Genomic DNA, 20,002 nt, shown 5'->3' on the forward strand with positions numbered 1-20,002 from the left:
CCTAGCGCACCCGGGTGATCAGATCGATGCCGTCATCGATCGGCAGGGCCGTGCGCACGTACCGCTCCGGCCGCGCCGCCAGATACCGGTGGAAGTCGCCGATCTTGTCCGCATGCTTGGAGACATTGTCCGAGACAATCACCGCCCCCGGGGCCAATATGGGTTCGAGGATTCGAAATATGGGCAGGTGCAAGGGAATCCAGCCGTCCAGCAGCAGCAGTCCGACGGGCTCGGTGAGTTCGCGCAGGGTTTCCCGGGCATCGCCTACCAGAATGCGCGCCCGGTCCGCCAGGCCCGCGGCCGCCAGATTGGCGGCGGCCGTGGCGGCCTTGTGCGGGCTGAGCTCGGTGCCGATCACCTGTGCGCCGGTCTGCTGCGCCGCCGCGGCCAGGTACACCGCCGACATGCCGTACGAGGTCCCGTACTCGACAATGGTCTTGGCTCCGGTCGCCAGGGCGAGTTGATAGAGCAGCCGCCCAACCGGGCGGGCGACCGGCAGCAGCGCCTCCTCGGCAACGGTCGTAATCGTCTGCAGCGCAGTGCTGTCCGGTGTCGCACCGAGGTGCCCGAGCTCGGCGCCCACCGCACCGAGCAGCGCACCGTCGGTGCGCGCGTCCCCCTCCAGCCGCTCGAGCACGTCGACAACGCGCGCATCGAGGAAGTCCAGCCGGAGGTCGTCGGCGGTATCGATCATGAATGTCCTCCTGGAGATCCGTTGCCGGAGCCGATGAGCGTGGTCGCGGCCTCCGCGGCGATCCACTCGGCGGCGACGGCGGGTGCCACACCCGCATTGCGCAGCCGTTCGATGAGGGCTGCGGGCGGTGCGCCGCGACCCAGTGCCTCGCGAATCATCGGCGCGAAGCGGGCGCGCTCGACGGCTTCCCGGCGTTCGTCGAGCAGGGTGGTGGCCGCGGCCGCGGTGCCGGCCCGCAGTAGCGCGCCGAACTGTTCCAGTGCGACGGTGACCAGCGCCCGGACCGCCGCATCGGTGATCTCGGTGCTCCCGTCACCGCTGCGCAGCAGACTCGGCGCCGAGGCCAGCACGACCTCCGGCTGGTACAGCACGGAATTGCCCAGATAGGACAGCACCCGATTGAGATCGGCCAGTCCGCGCGAACCATTGCCGCGCGAGAGCGTGACCACCACCGGCAGTACCGCTTTCCCGCGCAGCGCGCCGCCGCCGTGCGGTCTCGACAGCCAGTCGAGCGCGTTCTTCAGCACTCCGGGTATCGACTGGTTGTACTCCGGCGAGGCGATGATCACCCCGTCCGCGGCGTCGACCGCCGCGCGCAGGGCGGCCACCCCGGGGTGATCCGGGTAGATGTCGATGTCCTCGTTGAACATCGGTACGTCGGCGAGATCCTCGAATACCCGATAGCGGCACGGGAACGGCAGCAGTGCGGGCACGGCGTCGAGGAACGCGCGATTGAAGGACCGGCTGCGCAGTGAGCCGGGTAGCGCGAGCACGCTGGGTATCGCCATGTCTCACCCGCCCGGCGGTTCGTAGCGCAGCTGGGTGAACTGCTCGATGTCGTACTTCTCCCGCAGTGCGACCACCGCCGCCGGATCGACCTTGTCCCCGGTCCGGAAGATCTCGATCAGTCCGTCGAAGTAGTGCTCGTGATCCGGTGGCGGGGAGGCCTGGAAGAACATCTTCGCGGGCTTGTCGGACACATTGCGGAAGGCGTGCGGGCAGCCGGGCGGGACGAAGAGCACGCTGCCCGCCTTCGCGGTGATGACGTGGTGATCGTCCTCCGAGGTCCATTCGGACCAGTGGCCCTCCTTGGACACCGGATCGAAGGCGAGGAATTCCAGCTCGCCCTCCACAATGTAGAACAGCTCCTCGGAGTGCGCGTGCCGGTGCGCTCCGACATCGAAGCCCGGCGGTACCAGCACCTCGAAACTCGATGCGGCGGTGGAGTGTTCGCCGGTGACCTTGAAGACCACCTCGTGCGCCGCGCTGATGAGTCGCTTACCCTCGCCCGGGGCGACATACAGACCCTGAACCGACATTAGACGTACCACTCTCCCAGCGAGATCTCGGCGGTGATGCCCGGACCGAATCCGGCGATGATGCCGCGCCCGATCTTCGGATTGTCGGTGTCCTCGAACAGCCGCCGCATGGCGTCCAGCACCACCGCGCTGGCGATATTGCCGTGCTTGGTGAGGGTTTCGCGGCTGTAGCGGAATTGGTTCGGCGCCACATCGAGGAACTTCGACAGGTCGTCGAGGATGCGCGGCCCCCCGGCGTGCACGATGTAGAAGTCGAGCATGCCGGCGTCCCAGCCCTCCGCCTCGGAGACCTGGCGCAGTACCGGGGCCAGCGGTTCCATGGTGCCGGGCACCCGCTTGTCCAGCTGGAAGTGGAAACCGGTGGCGCGCACGGCGTAGGAGATCCATTCGGCGGTGCCGGGAATCAGGTAGGAAGCATTGCGCCGCAACTCGATTCCCACATCGCCGGTGCTCGCGGTATCGGAGACCACCACCGCCGCCACGGCATCGCCGAAGAGCCCATTGGACAGCAGGGTGCCGACCGCGATATCCGTCGGCTGATAGCACAGCGAGCAGAACTCGCAGGCCACGATGAGCGCATTGGACCCGGGATGCGCCCGGCAGAAGTCGAGCGCCCGGGCGATCGCGGCACCGCCTGCGGCACAACCCAATTGGGCGATGGGCAACTGCGAGGTAGAGGGCCGGAAGCCGAGCTCGTTGATCATCCAGGCGGTCAGCGAGGGCATCGAGAACCCGGTGCACGACACATAGATGATGACGTCGATATCGCTCGCGGTCTTGCCGGCATTGGCCAGCGCCTCGGCGACGACGATCGGGACGTAGTGCTTGGCCTCGCGGTTGTGCACCAGATTGCGCTCCTCGAAGCCCGGATGCCGCAGCGTGAGTTCCAAGGGCTGCACGATATTCCGGGTCTCGACCCCGGTATTGCGGATCAGGCGCAGCGCCAGTTCCAGATCCGGGTTATCGGCGTGCATGCGCTCGGCGATGGTGAGCGTCTGCTCGAGGGTGACAACTTCCTCCGGGAAGATCACGGCGGGTTTGTGCAGGATCGCCATCCGACGATCTCCTTACTGGTTGTGCGATGGGCGGACGGCTCAGCGGGTCGCGAAGACCAGGGCGGCGAGCAGGACGGTCGTCCACCCCACCAGAACCGTGTGCGGGGGAGCGAGTTTCGACCGGAGGCGCAGCGCGACGATGCCGTCCTCGAGTGATTTGCCGCGGACCGCGAGTGCGGTCTTGCCGACAAATCGCACGCCCAGCAGGCACGCGATCAGATAGGGCACCAGGCCCCAGTTGGGTCCGGCCATGACCAGAATCGAGGCGGTCACCAGACTCGCACCGACACAAAGCATGACGACACCGAGGGTGAGCGCGCGGGTCAGTCCGAGCGCCCGCACGTAGGTACGGATCGAGTACAGCACGTCCTCGGGGAAGTCCTCGGCGTGGTTGATGACGATGATGCCGATATTGGTGCAGGCGAAACCGCAGATCACCCCGACCGCCGCCCAGGAGACGGGTTCGTCGAAGGCGCGCAGGACGAACAGCCCCGGCAGGATGAAGTACACCGCCAGCAGGACCGGCAGCTGCCAGATGCCGCGCCCGTTGAGATGCAGCGGCGGCAGTGAGTAGCCCATGCCCAGCAGCGCCCAGAGTCCGCCGATGAGCAGCAGATCCAGATGCCCGGTGCGGTAGGTCAGATAACCCTCGATCAGAGCCACCGCCAGGCTGGTGACCGCGATCTGCCGGACCACCGACCCGACGCCGAGGCCGTAGACCGCCTGCGACAGCCGGGTCTTGTAGATGGCGTCCATCTCCCGATCGGCCAGGCAGTTCGCCATATTCCCGACCTGAATCGAAAGAATCACCACCACTGTCGCCAGCAACATGTTCAGTGACAACAGTTCCCGCGCGGAATGGGAGACCAGCAGTGCCGGCACCAAGGGCACGGTCAGCGTCAACGGCAGGAATTCGACGCGGCGGATGCGCAGCCCGTAGATCAGCCACGTTCGGGCAGTCGGTTTTTCGGGCGCTTCGGCACCGTCGTCGGTCAATATCTTGACCCATTGTGCCGAAAGCGTTTGTGTTGCGGGATCAATATCCGTCATTTCGACTTTTCTCCGTATAGCAAGATTCTGTCATGCCGGGCGCCGGCCTCCAGAAATCGCCACGTAGCGGGCGGAAACCTGATATGGGCACGAAAAGGCAAGTACCAGAGAGTGTTTCAGAGAATCGGCCGGGAGCTGCGTGAGCGCTGAACCGGCTCGGATGAGCACAGGAGTGCCGCGAAATCAGCGTGACACACGATCTGCGTTTCCGTCAATAGAAACGGATTCTGTTGACGGCGTCCGCCGAGTGTGTCACGCTGAATTTGCGCCATTCGTGCGTACATTCGCCGATTCGCATCAAATCCTGGAACAGGCAACCGATTTCACCGGGCCGTTCCATTTCCTCGATTCAGCTCTCGCCCACCGGCCACAGTTCGGCTGCGGGATTCCCGCACGACCGCGCGGTTCCGCGACAGCGACGGAATGGAGACCAATGACCGTCGAAACAATGCTCCCGGCACCCGGCGACCTGGGTTCCCTCGTCCAGAAGGCGGTGGACTCGGTCGAGATCGATCCGGGCCGAACCAGATTCCCGCGCCCGGTGCTGGAGCACCTGGGCGAGGCCGGTGTGCTGCGCCGGCGCTGGACGCCCCTCGGCAACGGCGCGGGTGATGTGCTGTTCGGCGTCCGCATGGGTGAGGAACTGGCGGGGCGGGCCCCGGCCGGTATCGCCATCGGCGTCTCACTGCATACCGAGACCGTGCTGTCCATGCTGCATCGCTTCGGTACGTCGGATTACCTTGCGGGACTGCGGGAGCGGGCCCTCGACGGGCAGGCGGTGGGCTGCATCGCGGCCAGCGAGCCCCGGGGCGGCAGTGATCTCTCGGCGGTGTCCTGCCTGGCCACACCGACCGGCTCGGGCTGGTCCATCTCCGGCCGCAAGAAGTACGTATCCCTCGGCGCCGTAGCGGATTTCGCGATTGTGCTGTGCCGGATCGCGACCGCCGCGGGCGTCCCGACCGAGCGGCACGCGACCATCGCGGTGCCGCTGAAGGATGTCGAAATCGTGCGCGAGCACGAGAAATTGGGCACTCACGCGCTCGACACCGTCGTGGTGGACTTCGATCACGTGGAGGTGGACCGCGAGGCCACCGTCGGCCGCGCCGGGCTCGGGGTGCTCAATCTGAATTACGGCCTGTCCTTCGAGCGGCTGGCGATCTCCGCCCAGGTGGCCGGGGGCTGTGCCACCGCCATCTGCCTCGCCGTCGAACATGCCGAGCGGCGTGAGCAATTCGGCAAGCGGCTGCGCGAACATCAGTACATCGCCTTCCGGCTCGCAGAGCTGAAGGCCGAGACCGAAGTGCTCTCCGGCGCGGTGCAGACGCTGGCCCGCGATGTGATGTCCGGACCGCTCGATCGCCAGCTCATGAGCCGCATCGCCGCGGTGAAACTGTGTGCCGCCCGGGCGGGCGAACGCCTGATCAGCGAGGCCATGCAGGTCTTCGGCGGCCCCGGCTATCTGCCCCGGGAGACGCCGTTCGGGCAGTTCTGGAACGACATCCGGGTGTCCCGCATCGGCGCGGGCACCGACGAGATGATGCTGGCCATCATCACCGATTCGCTGCGCGGCAATCCCGACCTCTACGACCGGCTGGTGAGTATCTCGCAATGACTGTCATGATTTCGGAAAGTATTCCGCACCAAGGTATTTCCGCACCCAGACTGCTGGCTGCCGGGCTGAGCGGCCAGGTCGGCCGGGGACTGTCCGAGGCCGTCGCCCAGGCGGTCGCGCCCATGCGCACCACCGCGCTGGTGCGCCGCCGCGTGCGCGCCGATCTGGCGCGCCCCGGGGGCGTGAATGCCCAGGTGGTCGGTGACATCACCGAAAACTACTGGGCGCTGGGCGATTCCGACCTGGAGGCGCTCGGCGACGTGGACGCCGTGGTGAACCTGGCCGGCATCGTCGACTGGACCGCATCGCAGGCCGCGATGGATCGGGTCAACTATCTCGGTGCGATGAACGGTCTGGCCCTGGCGCGCAAGCTCTCCGAACGACTCGGGCGCCCGGTGCCGTATGTCTATGTGAGCACCGCGTATGTGGCGGGCACCATGTCCGGCTATATCGCCGAGGACCTGCATCCCCCGCACGAGGACCGCACGCCCTACGAACTGAGCAAGTGGTTCGCGGAGAACCATCTGATGCGCGAGGCCGCCGCGGACGACCACCCCGTACTGATCGTCCGGATCGGTGGAGTCATCGGTGGTTCCCAGTCGCATTCGACGACCCGCTGGAGTTCGCTGTATCAGCTGGTGGCGCCCATGTCCTCGGGCCAGCTGCCGGTACTGCCGGTGCGCCCGGGCGCCCGGGTCGACATTCTGCCGCGCGATGTCATCGGCGAGGGCATGATCCGGCTGCTGAGTCACGGCGCCGCAACCGGATTCCAGGCCTGGCGGGGCGGCGCGATCGTGCAGCTGTGCGCCGGTGAGTACGCGCCCACCATGGCCGCGCTGCTGGCCCTGCTGCAGTCCAAGGATGTCGAGGGCCGCTACGACCCGCCCCGGCTGATCACCGCCCCCGACCGCGCACTGCGCATGGCCGAGAACATGGGCCTCAAATACGCCAGGTGGAACCGGGAGATGGGCAATCGCCTGTTCGGCCTGCGCTACGTGTCGATCGACCGCATTTTCGAGAGGACCCGATTGATGGAACTGACCGACGGCTGGTGCCCGGCCACTTCGGTGGAGGACATCATCGATATCGCCTTCGGCCTCGGGGCCGCGGCCGAACCCGAGGTGCTGCCGTACCTGCCCCTGGGGAGGTTCGCATGAAGGTCCTGGTTATCGGCGCCTCGGGATATCTCGGCCGCGCGGTCGGGCGGGTGCTGGCCGCCGACGGGCATCGGATCATCGAGCTCAGCCGCGGCGGAAAGGCCTGCCACGGCACGGCTGTCACGGGCGATGTGAACTCGCCCGGTCTCGGCCTGAGCGCCGAGACGCTCGGCGAGCTAGGTGATATCGAGGTCGTGGTGTGCTGCTTCGGCTCGGTGAATATGGGGGCCGATCCGGCCGGCGTGGTGAACGTCCACGTCAACGGCACCCGCAATGTCATGGACTTCGCCGCGTCCGTCGATTCGGTGCGGCGGGTGGTGTACGTGTCCTCGGTGCTGGCGCTGGGCCGGGCGAGCGGACTGATCACCAATCGGGATCTCAGCCGCGGCCAGACCTTCCGCAACTGGTACGAGTACGCCAAGTATCGCGGTGAGCTCATCGCCCGCCGGGAGCGCCGGGTGCCGGTGAGCATTCTGCGGCTGGGCACACTGCTCGGTTCCGCGCCGTCCGAGGTGATTCCGCGGCACGGCGGGCCGGTCTCGGTGCTGCCGCACGTGCTCAGCGGTCTGCCGGTGCCGCTCGAGAACTGCGGTCGCTTCCCGGTCTATGCCGCCGATGTCGATATCGCGGCGGCGGTGATCCGCGATCTCGTGGTGAGCGCCGAACATCGCAGTGCCTGTACCTATTTCGATCCGGAACGACCGACCCTGGCCGCGGTGCTGGAGCGGCTGTGCCGCCCGTGGGGCGTACTGCCCAGGGTTGTCGACTCGTTCGGCCCCACCTGGATGCAGCGCGCGCTGACCCGGCGCTTCGGGGTGGAGGAGGAAGTCATGGACTATGCCCGCCCGCTGTTCGAATTCGATCCGTCGATCTTCGATTCGCTGCCGAATCCGGATATCGCGTCGAGGTCCGACTACATTGTGGAAACAGGTGTGGCCCTGCGTGATTCGGGGGTGCTGCGCTCACCATCCGCACTGGGTGAACTGCGACCCGCCGTGCTCGCCGCGCTGCCGTCAGCAGGGATGGGAGTACTGCGATGACCTTCCAGCACTGCCGGGTCGATACCTATGCGCATCCGAGTCTGCGGGTGTACTCGGCCGGCAACTTCGGTGAGATCGCGCCCAAGCGGCTCTCGCCCATGTCGTGGTCGCTGGTCGGCCGGCCGATGGAACTGGGCACCCGCCAGTTCATCCGGGACATCCTCGGCGCCCAGCGCTGGGCCACCGGCTCGAACTACGTCTTCACCGGCTACTTCAACTGCCGCCCGTACCACAATCTCACCGCCTACTGCCATATCGCCGAACACGTGAATCTGCTGACGCCCGAGGACGTTACGGCCGCCTACTTCGAGGGCATCGCACCACCGGTATCCGCGCTGGCGCATCGGCCCGGCGCGCTGCGGCGCAATGGCGCGACCGCCCGCATGCTGCGTGAACTGGTCGAGCTGCGGCCACGCGTGATCGAGCTGGAACAGCAGGTGTTCGACTACGAGCAGGAGGTCGACGCCGTCCTGGACGCCGACGCCGCCTGGCGCATAGGCGAATTGGCCGCGCGCGGCAACACCCTGCTCGAGCGGGCCTGGCATCTGCACATCATCGGCACTTCCGGATCGATCGCCGCGGAAGTATTGCAGCGCAATGTTGTCGGTCGGCTGGTGCGCGGCGGTAATCGAATCACCAACTGGCTCAAGGAACCCGCGGAGCTGCCATGGGGGCGCATCACCGAACTGGCCCCGATTCCGGACGGCCCGTCGCGCTTCGTCGAGCGGCCCTTCTACGAGATCGCCGACGACGCGCTGCCGTGGGCGGATTTCGTGATTCCGCCCATGGGGCACAGTGCTTCCGCGGTGCGCGACGAACCGGATCTCTCACCGCGTGAGGCGCTCATCGGTATGAGCGGGCGCTGGCGCGGCGCCGGAATCGACGCCACCGTCCTGTTCCTCGGCGATGTGATGGCGCTGCGAGAGCACAGCAAGTCGCTGGCCATGCGGCTGCTGCACGCGCATCGCCGCTTCGTCCCCGCCCTCGCGGCGCTGCGCGGCGTCGGCGCGGCCGATTGGCCGTACCTCACCATGAGCGAGCTGCGCGGTACTCCGCCGGACCGCGCCGAGATCGAGGCTCGCCGCGAAGCCTGTGAGGACGCGCTGGCCGTGGAAATGCCCGACTACCTGGATCTTTCGCCCGGCGCGCCCGCGGAATTCCAGCCCGCTCGCGAGCCGCGCGGCGTCTCGGCCGGGGTGTGCGACGGCATTGCCATCGGGCTCGGCGAGATGCCGACCATGAAGGGCGCGGTGCTGGCGTGCGAGAGCGCCGACGCCAATGTCATTCCCATCCTGCCGTTCGTCGGCGCGGTCGTGACGGCCCGCGGCAGTCAGTACTCACATATCGCCATCATCTGCCGCGAGCTCGGCATACCGGCGGTCGTATCCCATCCGCTGGCCGCAGACATCAAGCCGGGACAACGGGTGTACGTGAACGGAGACACAGGAGAGGTGCGAATTGTCCACTGAGAATGAAACTTTCGTCCTGATCGCCGATCCCGAGCAGGTGCTCGCGATCATCGAGGACAAGCTGGCCATCGGCCGGCCGCGCCTGGATCTGCGACTGACCGATTCCATCCGCGACGATATCGACATCGACTCGCTCTCGCTCATGGAGGCCATGACCCGGGTCGAGGAGGAGTACGGGATCGAGCTCATCGACAACGAGGAGATCCAGAATGTGGTCACCGTAGGCGATCTGGTGGCGCTCATCCAGCGGGTCTATCGGGCGCAACACAATCCGGATCCGGTCGGGGAGGCGCTGTGAGATCCATTGTCGACTGGATCGGCGAACGCGAGAACGAGGGCATCCTGCGCTTCTACACCGGGCGCGAATGGGAGGGCCAGACCTACGACGACATGGCGGGCGCCGCCCTGGGCGTCGCGGACTACCTGCGGGATCTCGGCGTCGTGCGCGGTGACCGGATCGCACTGGTACTGCCGACCTGCCGGGAATTCCCGAAGTTCTTCTTCGGGGCGCTGATCGTCGGGGCCATTCCCACCGTGGTCGCACCGGCAGGGCTGCCCGATAGCGGAGTGACCGGGCAGCTGTCCCGGCTGCGGGTGCTGGACCCGGTCGCGGTGGTGGCCGAGTCGACTACCCTTGCCGCGCTGCGGGAATCGGGCGTGCCGCTGCCACGACTGCTGATCGACTCGACCGCCGAGATGCCGATCGGCGGCAGTGCGACACTGAATCCGCCGATCGACGACGAGACGGCGATCATCCAGTTCACCTCCGGATCCAGCAGTCTGCCGCGCGCGGTCCGGATCAGCTCCCGGGCGGTGATCGCGCACGCGCAGATGCTCCGGACCGTGTTCCACGACCGCACCGCGCACAAGACCGCGAGCTTCGGCTCCTGGCTACCGCTGCACCACGATATGGGCCTGATCGGCACCTTCCTCTCACCGCTGCTCTGGGAGCAGGACACCTGGCTCATGCGGCCCGAGCACTTCGTGCGGCGACCGCTGCTCTATCTGGAATTGTTCGGCAAGCACGGCGTCAACAACTCCGCCATGCCGAACTTCGCGCTCGAGCGCATTACGCGACTGGTCGGCCGGGACAGCCTGCAGGGCATGGACTTCTCGAACTGGCGCACGCTGATCGTCGGCTCGGACCGGATCAATTTCACCGCGGTGCGCGCGTTCCACGAACTGCTGGCCCCGCACGGACTCTCGGCGCTGACCGTGAAGCCGGGCTACGGCATGGCCGAAACCACCTTGGCCATCACGGTTTCCGATCTCGACGATATGCCGACCGCATTGGCCGTTGACCACCGGACGCTCACCGATCACGCCGAGGTCGACGTGCTGGCGCGGCGCACCCTCACCGACGGCGAACCGCTGCCGCAGGGGGCGCACCTGGTGGTGTCCTGCGGGCGGGAACTGCCCGGCGCCCGCGTCACCGTCGTCGACTCCGATCGGCTGGCGCTGCCCGACGGGCAGGTGGGCGAGCTGGCGGTGCAGTCGCCCGGCCTGTTCAGCGGCTACCTCGACGAGCAGCAGCCCGGCGAGGCCGACGAGGCGCCCGACATCCACTACACCGGCGATCTCGGTTTCCGCAGCGGTGACGAGATCTACGTGCTGGGCCGAATGGGCAATGCGGTCAAGGTGAACGGCACCTTCATCACTGCGGAGGACATCGAACTGCTGATCGCCGAGCGGCTGAAAATTCACCACGACAAGATCAGCGTGGTGCTGCGCGATATGGAGATGACGGGCAAGGTCTCCAGTCTGGTCGTCTTCCAGCAGCGGGTGCCCGCGGACGGTGTGGACGCGGCCCTGGGCGTGCTGCGCCGGATGGGCCTGGAGTCGAACGGCGCGGCGCTGATCACCATGAAGCCCTTGGCGATTCCGCGCACCACCAGTGGCAAACCCCGCCGCGTCGAGCTCTGGAACGACCTCGTCACCGGCGTGAGTACCGGTAAGGAACTGTTCGTCGGCGTGGGTTCCCCACTGTTCGGCCTGAACCCCGTGGATGGTCATGCGCCAAGTCGTTGAGCGATTCGAGACACCGGAGAGTTCCCGGGCCCGCTTCGGCGGCAAGGGCTTCTTCCTGACCAAACTGCGCGATATGCATTACGCCGTACCGCCGTTCCGGATTCTGGAGAGCGCGGTACTGGATCGGCACGATATTCCGGAACGGGAGGTCGAGGAGCTGCTCGCAGCGCTGCGGGCCGAGGCCGCCGAGGTCATGGGCGTCGACCCGGCCTCGGTGGCCTTCGCGGTGCGCTCCAGCGCGCCGGTGAGTATGCCCGGAATGATGGATACGCTACTGGGCGTGGGTATTTCGCCCGCCGACGTACCCGCCCTGGCGGAACGGCTGGGCGGCGCGGATACGGCGTGGGACATGGTGATCACCGGAGCCCGCGGGCTCTGCCGCCATATCGCGGGCATCGAGACCGACGAGGCGGAGCAGGCGACCTTCGATGTGTACGCCCGGTTGGTCGCTGCCTTCGAGGGGGCTACCGGCCGGGAGTTTCCCGGCACCCCCGTCGCGCAGGTGAAGCTCGCGGTGGATGCCGTCGCGGCCTCGTGGAACAACCAGCGGGCCCGGGAATACCGTGCCGTGCACGGGATTTCGGAGCAGGACCGGCCCTCGGTGGTGATCCAGGCGATGGCCTACGGCACGGCGGGCAGCAGTAGCGGCAGCGGTGTGGTGTTCAGTCACGATCCGCTGACGGGGGTGCGCGGGCTGCACGGTGAGTTCCTGGGGGAGCGGACCGGTGAGTCGCTGGTCGCCGGCACCGCCACACCCGCCGCCGTGCAGCAGCTCGCCGCCGCCGTCCCCACCGCGCACGCCGAACTCACCGCCTACACCGATGAGCTGTTCAGCTGGCTCAGCGTCATGGTCGAGGTCGAATTCGTCGTCGAGCACGGCACCCTGTGGCTGGTCCAGGTGCGTCCGGCGATCGCCGCGGATCAGGTGCACAACACCGTCGCGGTCGACGCCTGGCGGGCCGGAATCCTCGATCGCGCCGAGGCCCTGCGGCGACTGCGGCTCGACGCGCTGTTCGCCGAGGCGCCGCCGTGCGCCGTCGCGGGCCACGCCCCACTGCTCGCCACCGGTATCGCCGCCTCGACCGGTGTCGCCACCGGCCGGCTGGTGCGGGACTCCGCCGCCGCGCTCGACGGTGGCCCGGAGGCGACCGTACTGCTTCGTCCCCGGACCGAACCGGAGGACTTCATGGGCATGGTGCACGCGGTGGCGGTGGTGACCCTGGAGGGCGGCTCGGGTTCGCATGCCGCCGTGGTGGCCCGGGAATTGGGGCGGCCCGCCGTGGTCGGTGCGGTCTTCACCGATCCGGACTGGCTCGCGCGGGCGGGTGCGGCGACGGTCACCGTCTGCGGCACCACCGGCCGGGTCTGGCTCGGCGCGGTGCCGCTCGCCGAGGGCGGCATGGCGGGCTGGCCCGGTGACCTCATCGGCGCACCGGAGGACACCGAGGTCCTCGGGTCGGCCGAGGACCTGTTCGGGGCGGAACCTGAAGCGGTACAGCTGGATCCGGCGACGGACCCGGCCCGGATACCCGCCTCGGCGATCGTGGTCACCGATGACCCGCAGCTGGCCGTGGCTGCGGCCCGCTATGCCGGAGTCGCCTTCGTCTGTCCACCCGGAGCCACCGAAACACCTTGGCGGACAGTTCTCCCCGAGGTCCCACTGCGCTATGTCATCGCCGCGCCGGCGCAGCAGCGGTACGTGCGGGCCGTACTGGCGCTGCGCGAAACCATCACATCCCGATCGGAGGCATCCCGATGACCATCGTGAACAACAGCGACGTCCTGATACCCGACCGCACGCGCGCACTGCACGCTCTGCGCGTCGCCGGATGGATCGGCCTGGACCGCTTTTCGTACGAGGTCACCCCGGCGGGGGCGGCCCTGTTCAAGATTGTCGATACGCCCCGCGGCGAGCTGGCCGGACTCACCCCGGCGGGGGAGCAGGCCGCCCAGGTCGAATTGGCGGCGGTCTGCCGTCAGGTGGATGCCGCCGGGCGGGCCCGCATTCTCGAATTGCTCGGCCTGTTCGAGCAGGCCGACGGCCGGATGAAGGATGTGGTCACCGGATTCCAGCGGGATCGGTCGGCCGCGAAGGCCGCGCCGCTGGTGACCCTGTTCGGTGAGTTCGCGGGTGTGATCGACGCGATCGCCGCCGCCTTCCCGCTGTGGGACGGCTATCCGGCGCGGCTGCGCACCGCGGTGCAGCGTCTGGAAGGCGGTGAACTCGACTACGTCGCCTCACCGCTGCTGGACAGTTTCCACACCGTCTGGCATCTGCTGCACCGCGATATGCGGCTGGTCACCGAATCCTGGTGACCGTCAACCGGTTTGCGTACGGGGACCGGCCGCCAGCAGTGCGGCCAATTCCGTAATATCGAATTCCGCACGATGCGCGGGGCCGTATCGGGTCAGTTTGCCACGGCGCACCCATTGCCTGATGGTGGCTTCGGATACCTTCAGCGCAATGGCCGCGGCTTTTGTCGGCACCATTCTCCGCTGTCCGTCGCACAGTTGCGCCAGTGCCGGTTCCGTGGTCAGGGCGAGCCATTGTCCGGCCTCCCAGGAATGGCCGAACTCGCAATCGAGCAAAGGGTTTTCGCCATCGCCGGAGACCGTCAGGCTGCCGGTGCATCCGGGCATCGCGCACGCCCGCGGCGTCACCGCGTAGCGGTCGGTGTCCACGGCGTCGACGGCCCGCGCGGTGAGTTCCGCTATCTCCGCCGCGAAGTCGGCGGCGGCCGGATGTGCGATCAGCCAGTCCAGGTGCGCGGCAAGGAATCTGGTGAGCGCTACGACATCGCGGGTGGCGGGCGGCCGCACCGCGCGCTCATACGTCACCAGGGCCGCCCAGGAATCCAGGATCTGGGTGATATCGGTCCGGGCCTCCAGGACCTCGAAATCGACGCTGGCATCCCGGGCGCGGGTCCGTGTCACGCGTTCGCCCGCCCGGCGCCGCCTGGCGGCGGCCAGCGACATGGTGCTCTCGTCGAACAATCCGGCAATGCGGTCCAGCTGTGCTCGCGCGGCGGAGAAATCGGCAACGATCATCATCGGGTTTCCTAAACTTCGAAATCCATGGATCACGAAAACGAGCGGCGCCGTTGCCGGGGCGTAGTCATGTCCGTTCCGCTGAATAGTTGCTTCGCGCAAGGTATTACAACTATCTTCGGATATTAAGATCGCATCGGTTCGGGTCCCTGTCAAAACGGTGATCAGCGATTTCGTAAGATGACAAGTTCTTGTCAGCGTTCGGTGAATTGCCGCGCGGGCGGTGCGAAATCCGTTTTGGGCCCGGTGGACTCGGGCGGCTCGGGACTGCTGTCGGATCCGGCGTCCCGCTCCACCACGAGGGCGATGTGCAGACGGGACGGGCACTCCAGCTTGATCATGATGTGGCGCACGTGGTTCACCACGGTCCACTCCGAGATGCGCAGGTGCGTCGCGATCATCCGGTTGGTCATGCCGGTCGCGACCAGCAGTGCGATTTCGCGCTGGCGCGCGGTGAGTGCGGTGAGCGGTGAGCTGTCGGGCGGGACCGGCGTCGGCGCCGCACGGATATAGGCCGCCGCCTCCGTCAATCCCAGATGTGCCGCGACCACCGTGGCGGCGTGGAAAGCGTGTTCCCCGAGTGCGATCCGGTAGTCATCGATGGGCAGTTCCGGATCCTCCGCATCGAGCGGTGGAATCTGGTGTGCCACACGGAGATTACGGGCGGCCAGGGCGAGTGTGGCGGCATATTCGACATATTCGGGTCCGGCGGCGTCGTACACGACCGCGCAACCCTCGACCGCGACGACAGCGGCGAGCAGATGGTCGGCGAGGTCCTCGTAACCGAGCACCTCGCGGAAGAGCTCCAGCGCCCGATCGGTGGTCTCGGCGCTGATCTGACTGCGGGCCAGGGTGTTCAGCGCCGCCGGCCGGATCGAGGTATCACTCTGCCGGACCCGGTCGCGTACCGCGGTCCAGGTGGTGTCCGCCCGGCGTGGGGGCTGCGGAAGTTCCATGATCGCCTTCGCGATCGGCAGCCAGGCCACCGATCGCTCGGGTAGTCGGCTCAGTAGCGGCAGGGCGGCGCGCAGATGCCGTTTCGCGCCACGGGAATTGCCGAGCGCGTTCAGCGCGGACGCCAGCGGCATGCCGACCCGGAGCGCCCGGACTTCCTCGCCGGCCGTCCGGTAGGCGGTCGCGGCCTCGGCCAGAATGCGCGCCGCACGGCGCGGCCGCTCGGTGCGCAGCGCCCACAGTCCCAGCAGTTCCAGGCACAGCGGTCCGGAGAGCCCGCTCAGGGTGTCGCGGCGGTCGGTGAGCACCTCGATCAGCACCGACTCCAATTCCCGCACGTGCCCGTGCTGGAACCAGACCGAATCCAGCATGGCCACGGTTTCGATGGCCTGTTCGGGCTGGCCGAGATCGATCAGGTGGTGGACCGCGGTGAGTAGCCCGACCACCGGGCCGGTGGTCTCACCGGCCCGATCTCGCCGATTCAAGCGGGGGCCGATCTGCTCGGCCGCGAGCAGCAGGCGATCGGTGTGCTCACGGCGCAATTGATCGGCGCGGGCCGGTTCGGCCTCACACACCCGCCGGCAATAGCCGCGCACGGTGCCGCTGACCCGGTAGGCCCCGGCATCGGCGCCCGATTCGATGCGATCGAGCAGTCCGCGCTCGGACAGCGTGGTCAGGGCGGCGGTGGTCGATTCCCGCGGCAGGTCGCTGACCTGGTGTGCGAGTTCGATATCGAAGGGCGACTCGAACAGGGAAAGCCGCAGCAGCAGATCGACGACGGGTGCGTCGAGATCGGCCACGGTCCAATCCACCGCATCGTGCATGGTGCGGTGCCGGGCGGGTCCGGGGCGAGAGAACGGTGAGGGCAGGTCCACGCCCGCTTTGATCCGGCGCAGCGTGCGGATCGGCCCGATCCGGGCGATTTCGGTGGCCGCCAATTCCAGTGCCAGCGGCACTCCGTCCAGTTCCCGCACGATTTCGTCCAGGACCAGCCGGTCGGCGAGTGAATGCTGGCCGCGGTAATAGCTGTCGATACTGTCGAGCAGGAGTTGTGAGGCGGGCGATGACGCGGGATCGTAGGAGATATCCGCACCTCCGTCCACGGCCAGCGGGCGCACCAGCATTCCCTGCTCGCCGGGTAATCGCAGCGGCACCCGGCTGGTCACCACGACCATGGTGCCGGGATACCGCTCGAGTAGTCGTCCCACGTCCGGGGCGATATCGGCGGCGACTCGATCGCAGTTGTCCAGCAGGAGAATTCGGTCGTGGTCCGCGGTGATACTCGCGAAGAGCGGCGCCCCCGTATCGAACGGGGTGCCGGGTCGCGCGGCCGGGCCGCTGGGCAGTGCCGCCTCGACCGCCTGTGCGGCGCCCGCCCGGTCCATTGCCTCCGCCAGTTCGACTACGATTGTCGTATCGCGGAATTCGTTGCCGGACAATACTTCCCGAATCAGCCGACTCTTGCCCACCCCGGCCGGTCCGGTCAGAGTGAGCAACCGCACCGATCGGCAGGCGAGCAACTCGCGCAATTCCGCCAGTTCGGAGTCGCGGCCGATGAGTGTCGGGTTCAGTGGTGTGGCGCTGCCGTCGATGGACAGCGGTGGTCGTGTCTCGTTTTCGCGGTCAACCATGGGGAATCCTCCTCGTACCGCATACCCGAGATGACTCGGGCCCTCGATCACGTTGTGCACCATTGCATCCGGTGACAGTGTCGCGGCATGATCGTAGCGACTCGAGACCGATCTCACATTGGTGATCTTGGTTCTTTGTAGGACACGACAGCCGTTGAACGAGAACACGCCCCGGTTAAGAGCGAAGAAGGCTCGCGCGATGCTCCGCGGGAAGCAGCGGGAGAATGCTCTTGCGGGAGTTGATCTCCAGCTTGACGAGGATGGCGGCGACCTGGGAATCCACCGTCCGATTCGAGGTGCCGCGCCGGGCCGCGATCGCGGTGTTGGTGAGTCCCGCGGCGATCAATATCGCCACGTCCTGTTCGGCGGCGGTGAGCGCATCCCAATGCTCCGACGGGTCGTTCCGGTTGTTCGAATCGGTGCCGACGGCCGGGTGCGCAGCCGAGTCCACCGGTGCGCGGCCGCCCGCGGCCATCCGGACCGTCTCTCCCGCCCTTTCGCCTTCGCGGGCAGCGGCTTCGAAGGCGCTGTGACCCACTATGTTTACGGCGACCTCGACCGCCAGGGCCGATCTGTCCGCGAAGGGTCCCAGGTTGGTCAGCTCGATGCCCGACTGCCAGCGGAGCGCCGCCGTGCTGCCGGTCAGCCGGGCAATCTCCATCGCCCACTGCTCGATCCGGTCTTGCCGGACCGGCTGCTCCGAGCCGTGGTTGTCGATCATGCGCGCCAGGATCCACGCTCGAATATGGAGTCCCCACACTCCGCCCCAGTGGTCCCGCATGGGAATCTGCCATTCCAGGGCTGAATCACACAGGGCCATGGCCTCATTCGGATCGGCGTACTCCGACAAGGCGATTGCGCGCGCATAGCGTCCCCAGGAGGTCGCCCATTGCGCCCCGGACGATGCGACACGATCGAGGTGCCTGCCCGTCACCGCCAGTGCCTGCTCGGCTGTTCCGTAGAAAGCGGCTGCCAACGACTCGAACAGCTCGCTCATCGCGGTCCCGCCGGGATCACCGGCCGCGGTGAACTTCACCCGGGCCCGGGCCAGCACCACCATGGCCCGAGGGTCACCCTGCGACAGCATCAGGACACTGCCCCACAGGTATTCGACCGCGCCGGGGAGACCGAGGTCGGCCGCCGGATCCGCCCGCCAGTTGGTCGGCGCCGCTGGTTCGAGGCATGCGGATACGCAGTCGTCCAGCATCTTCTGGGCGTCGCCGGGCATCCCCTGACACAGGCTGAGCCAGCCGATCAGAGCGCGGGCCGATATCTCCAGCTCGGTCGAGCACCTCCCCAGTGCGCGCGCGGCCGACAGACTGCGCTCGGCCAGCCCACGCGATTCCCGTAGCGAGCCACGGAGAAACGGGATGCGCAGGCTGATGAGCCCGGCGGCGATCTCCAGGCCGATCACTGCCTCGTCGGGATCGGACAGGCTGCTCTCGATGGCACACTGCACGTTGTCCCAGCTCGCGCGTGCCCGCGCGAGCAGATCCTGCTCGCGCGGGCTGACCCACTGTGTACAGGCCGCCGCGATCTCATCGCGGTAATAGCGGCGATGACGCCCGGACAACCGGAGCCATTCGCCGTCATCGGTGCTCTGCAGGCGCGCTCGGGCGAATACCTGGAAGCTCTCCAGCAGCGAGTATCGGACATTGTCCGCGCCGAGGTGAATCGACACCATCGACCGATCGGCCAGTTGTTCCAGCAGGCTCTCGATTTCGTGCCGTGCCAGACCGCCGGTGTCGGTGTCGGCGCATACCGCTTCGATCGCGTCCAGGTCGGCGCCGATGTCCGGACCGGCGATCCCGTCGGCATCGACGTCTTCCGGATTGATGTCGTAGCCGGTGGCGAAGACGGACATCCGTTCGAACAGCAGGCGCTCTTTCGGCCCGCACAACTCGAACGACCACCCGATGACCGCATTGATATCGCGATGCCGCTCGTCACCGCCCACCCGGAATCCCGGCGACCAGCGCAATCGGCGATCGGCTGCCGCACCGTCCAGATCCCGCAGGATCATCGGCAGCGGCTGATAACGCAGCCGCGCGGCGGCCAGCCGGATATGCAGCGGATAGTTGTGCAGGTGTCGGCAGATCGACTCCGCCAATGCCTGATCACCCACCGCTACGGGACGCCCGGCCCGCTCCGCGCCCTGCTCGAACAGGGCCAGCGCCTGGGCGCGCGGCAATGGCGGAATCGGCATGATGTGCTCGTCGACCCATCCGATCGCGGTGCGGCTGGTGGCCAGCACTGTCAATCCGGGGATCGCGTTGAGCAATTCGGCGACGACCCGGCCGACCCCGTCCAGCACGTGCTCGCAATTGTCCAGCACCAGCAGCGTCCGTACCGCGCGCCCGGCCGCATCGGACCGGCCGAGCGTGTGCCGCAGTGCCTGCGGTGCCGACCGGCCCGAGAAGTCGCCGTCGATGACTGCCGCCAGGATCGCATCCTCGATCGGCCTGTGGCCCGCATCACGCGGCAGCCGCGCCAGGTGTACCCAATACACCGGCATTCGCCGTGCTTTGCGAATCCTGCGGGCCACTGCTGTTGCGAGACGGGTCTTTCCGATTCCGCCCGGGCCGATCAATGTCACCATGCGCGCCGAGTTGGACAGCAGCGTGGTGAGGCGCTCCAATTCACGCTCGCGACCGGCGAGTCCGCCGGTCTCCATCGGCGCACCAGTGTCGCGGAAACCAGGTCCGACCGGCATAGCCGGAGAGCCTATCGGCTGTGTCGGATCCGCGTGGCTCGGCGACATTCCGGACGATGACACCGTCCAGCAATCCGTTGCCGGACAGTTCATTTGGAAAACAAGAGGCCCCGGTCCAGTGGACCGGGGCCTCTTGCTCGGGGTGACCGACGGGACTCGAACCCGCGACATCCAGGATCACAACCTGGTGCTCTACCAACTGAACTACGGTCACCATTGCCGGTGTGTTTCC

Annotated in this window: 16 protein-coding genes and 1 tRNA gene; 8 read left to right on the plus strand and 9 right to left on the minus strand. The window is 67.3% G+C overall.

The features are described 5' to 3' along the window. Position 1: 1 nt before the first annotated feature. Genes ABZX86_RS12865 through ABZX86_RS12885 form a run of 5 tightly spaced genes read right to left on the minus strand, consistent with a single transcriptional unit; the run spans position 2 to position 4,118 of the window. Positions 2–694 carry a class I SAM-dependent methyltransferase gene (locus ABZX86_RS12865; protein ID WP_355123022.1) on the minus strand — a complete coding sequence of 231 codons (693 nt, stop codon included), beginning with the start codon at positions 692–694 and terminating at the stop codon, positions 2–4. After that, positions 691–1,482 (minus strand): NADPH-dependent FMN reductase, encoded by a 792-nt coding sequence (locus tag ABZX86_RS12870; RefSeq protein ID WP_355123024.1) that lies wholly within the window; start codon positions 1,480–1,482, stop codon positions 691–693. Before ABZX86_RS12870 ends, ABZX86_RS12865 begins: the two co-directional genes overlap by 4 nt. A 3-nt stretch (positions 1,483–1,485) precedes the next feature. After that, positions 1,486–2,013 carry a cupin domain-containing protein gene (locus tag ABZX86_RS12875; RefSeq protein ID WP_355123026.1) on the minus strand — a complete coding sequence of 176 codons (528 nt, stop codon included), beginning with the start codon at positions 2,011–2,013 and terminating at the stop codon, positions 1,486–1,488. Then, positions 2,013–3,068: a type III polyketide synthase gene (locus tag ABZX86_RS12880; RefSeq protein ID WP_355123028.1), complete on the minus strand. Its 1,056-nt coding sequence runs from the start codon at positions 3,066–3,068 to the stop codon at positions 2,013–2,015. Before ABZX86_RS12880 ends, ABZX86_RS12875 begins: the two co-directional genes overlap by 1 nt. 39 nt (positions 3,069–3,107) lie before the next feature. Then, on the minus strand, positions 3,108–4,118 hold the full coding sequence (locus ABZX86_RS12885) for a UbiA family prenyltransferase (RefSeq protein ID WP_355123030.1): 1,011 nt from the start codon (positions 4,116–4,118) through the stop codon (positions 3,108–3,110). Between the two features lie 433 nt (positions 4,119–4,551). Here ABZX86_RS12885 and ABZX86_RS12890 point away from each other — a divergent pair, with 433 nt between their 5' ends. From ABZX86_RS12890 to ABZX86_RS12925, 8 genes are read left to right on the plus strand one after another with little or no spacing between them, the layout of a single operon-like run. Next, a complete protein-coding gene (locus ABZX86_RS12890) occupies positions 4,552–5,730 on the plus strand; it encodes an acyl-CoA dehydrogenase family protein (RefSeq protein WP_355123032.1) in 1,179 nt (392 codons plus the stop codon). Further along, entirely contained in the window at positions 5,727–6,887 is a 1,161-nt protein-coding gene (locus ABZX86_RS12895; RefSeq protein WP_355123034.1) for an SDR family oxidoreductase, read from the plus strand. The genes ABZX86_RS12890 and ABZX86_RS12895 overlap by 4 nt, the downstream gene beginning before the upstream one ends. Continuing rightward, the gene (locus ABZX86_RS12900) at positions 6,884–7,927 is read left to right on the plus strand and encodes an SDR family oxidoreductase (protein ID WP_355123036.1); all 1,044 of its coding nucleotides are present in this window, start codon (positions 6,884–6,886) and stop codon (positions 7,925–7,927) included. The genes ABZX86_RS12895 and ABZX86_RS12900 overlap by 4 nt, the downstream gene beginning before the upstream one ends. After that, positions 7,924–9,396 carry a PEP-utilizing enzyme gene (locus tag ABZX86_RS12905; RefSeq protein ID WP_355123038.1) on the plus strand — a complete coding sequence of 491 codons (1,473 nt, stop codon included), beginning with the start codon at positions 7,924–7,926 and terminating at the stop codon, positions 9,394–9,396. The genes ABZX86_RS12900 and ABZX86_RS12905 overlap by 4 nt, the downstream gene beginning before the upstream one ends. After that, positions 9,386–9,694, plus strand: coding sequence for a phosphopantetheine-binding protein (locus ABZX86_RS12910; protein WP_327144294.1), 309 nt, complete (start codon positions 9,386–9,388; stop codon positions 9,692–9,694). Before ABZX86_RS12905 ends, ABZX86_RS12910 begins: the two co-directional genes overlap by 11 nt. Beyond that, positions 9,691–11,424 (plus strand): AMP-binding protein, encoded by a 1,734-nt coding sequence (locus tag ABZX86_RS12915; RefSeq protein WP_355123040.1) that lies wholly within the window; start codon positions 9,691–9,693, stop codon positions 11,422–11,424. Before ABZX86_RS12910 ends, ABZX86_RS12915 begins: the two co-directional genes overlap by 4 nt. Continuing rightward, positions 11,408–13,183: a PEP/pyruvate-binding domain-containing protein gene (locus tag ABZX86_RS12920; protein WP_355123042.1), complete on the plus strand. Its 1,776-nt coding sequence runs from the start codon at positions 11,408–11,410 to the stop codon at positions 13,181–13,183. Before ABZX86_RS12915 ends, ABZX86_RS12920 begins: the two co-directional genes overlap by 17 nt. Continuing rightward, the gene (locus ABZX86_RS12925; protein WP_355123044.1) at positions 13,180–13,740 is read left to right on the plus strand and encodes a hypothetical protein; all 561 of its coding nucleotides are present in this window, start codon (positions 13,180–13,182) and stop codon (positions 13,738–13,740) included. The genes ABZX86_RS12920 and ABZX86_RS12925 overlap by 4 nt, the downstream gene beginning before the upstream one ends. 3 nt (positions 13,741–13,743) lie before the next feature. Here the strand turns inward: ABZX86_RS12925 and ABZX86_RS12930 are convergent, their stop codons facing one another. The 4 genes from ABZX86_RS12930 to ABZX86_RS12945 all read right to left on the minus strand — a co-directional run bounded on the left by ABZX86_RS12930 (position 13,744) and on the right by ABZX86_RS12945 (position 19,984). Further along, positions 13,744–14,475, minus strand: coding sequence for a hypothetical protein (locus tag ABZX86_RS12930; RefSeq protein WP_355123046.1), 732 nt, complete (start codon positions 14,473–14,475; stop codon positions 13,744–13,746). A 191-nt stretch (positions 14,476–14,666) separates the two neighbouring features. Then, positions 14,667–17,057 carry a LuxR C-terminal-related transcriptional regulator gene (locus ABZX86_RS12935; protein WP_355123048.1) on the minus strand — a complete coding sequence of 797 codons (2,391 nt, stop codon included), beginning with the start codon at positions 17,055–17,057 and terminating at the stop codon, positions 14,667–14,669. Between the two features lie 175 nt (positions 17,058–17,232). Beyond that, a complete protein-coding gene (locus tag ABZX86_RS12940; protein ID WP_355123050.1) occupies positions 17,233–19,770 on the minus strand; it encodes an AAA family ATPase in 2,538 nt (845 codons plus the stop codon). Between the two features lie 141 nt (positions 19,771–19,911). Beyond that, positions 19,912–19,984: transfer RNA gene (locus ABZX86_RS12945), tRNA-His, on the minus strand. Between the last annotated feature and the right edge of the window lie 18 nt (positions 19,985–20,002).

Origin of the sequence: Nocardia sp. NPDC006630, assembly GCF_040611495.1 — a bacterium.
Classification (GTDB): Bacteria; Actinomycetota; Actinomycetes; order Mycobacteriales; family Mycobacteriaceae; genus Nocardia.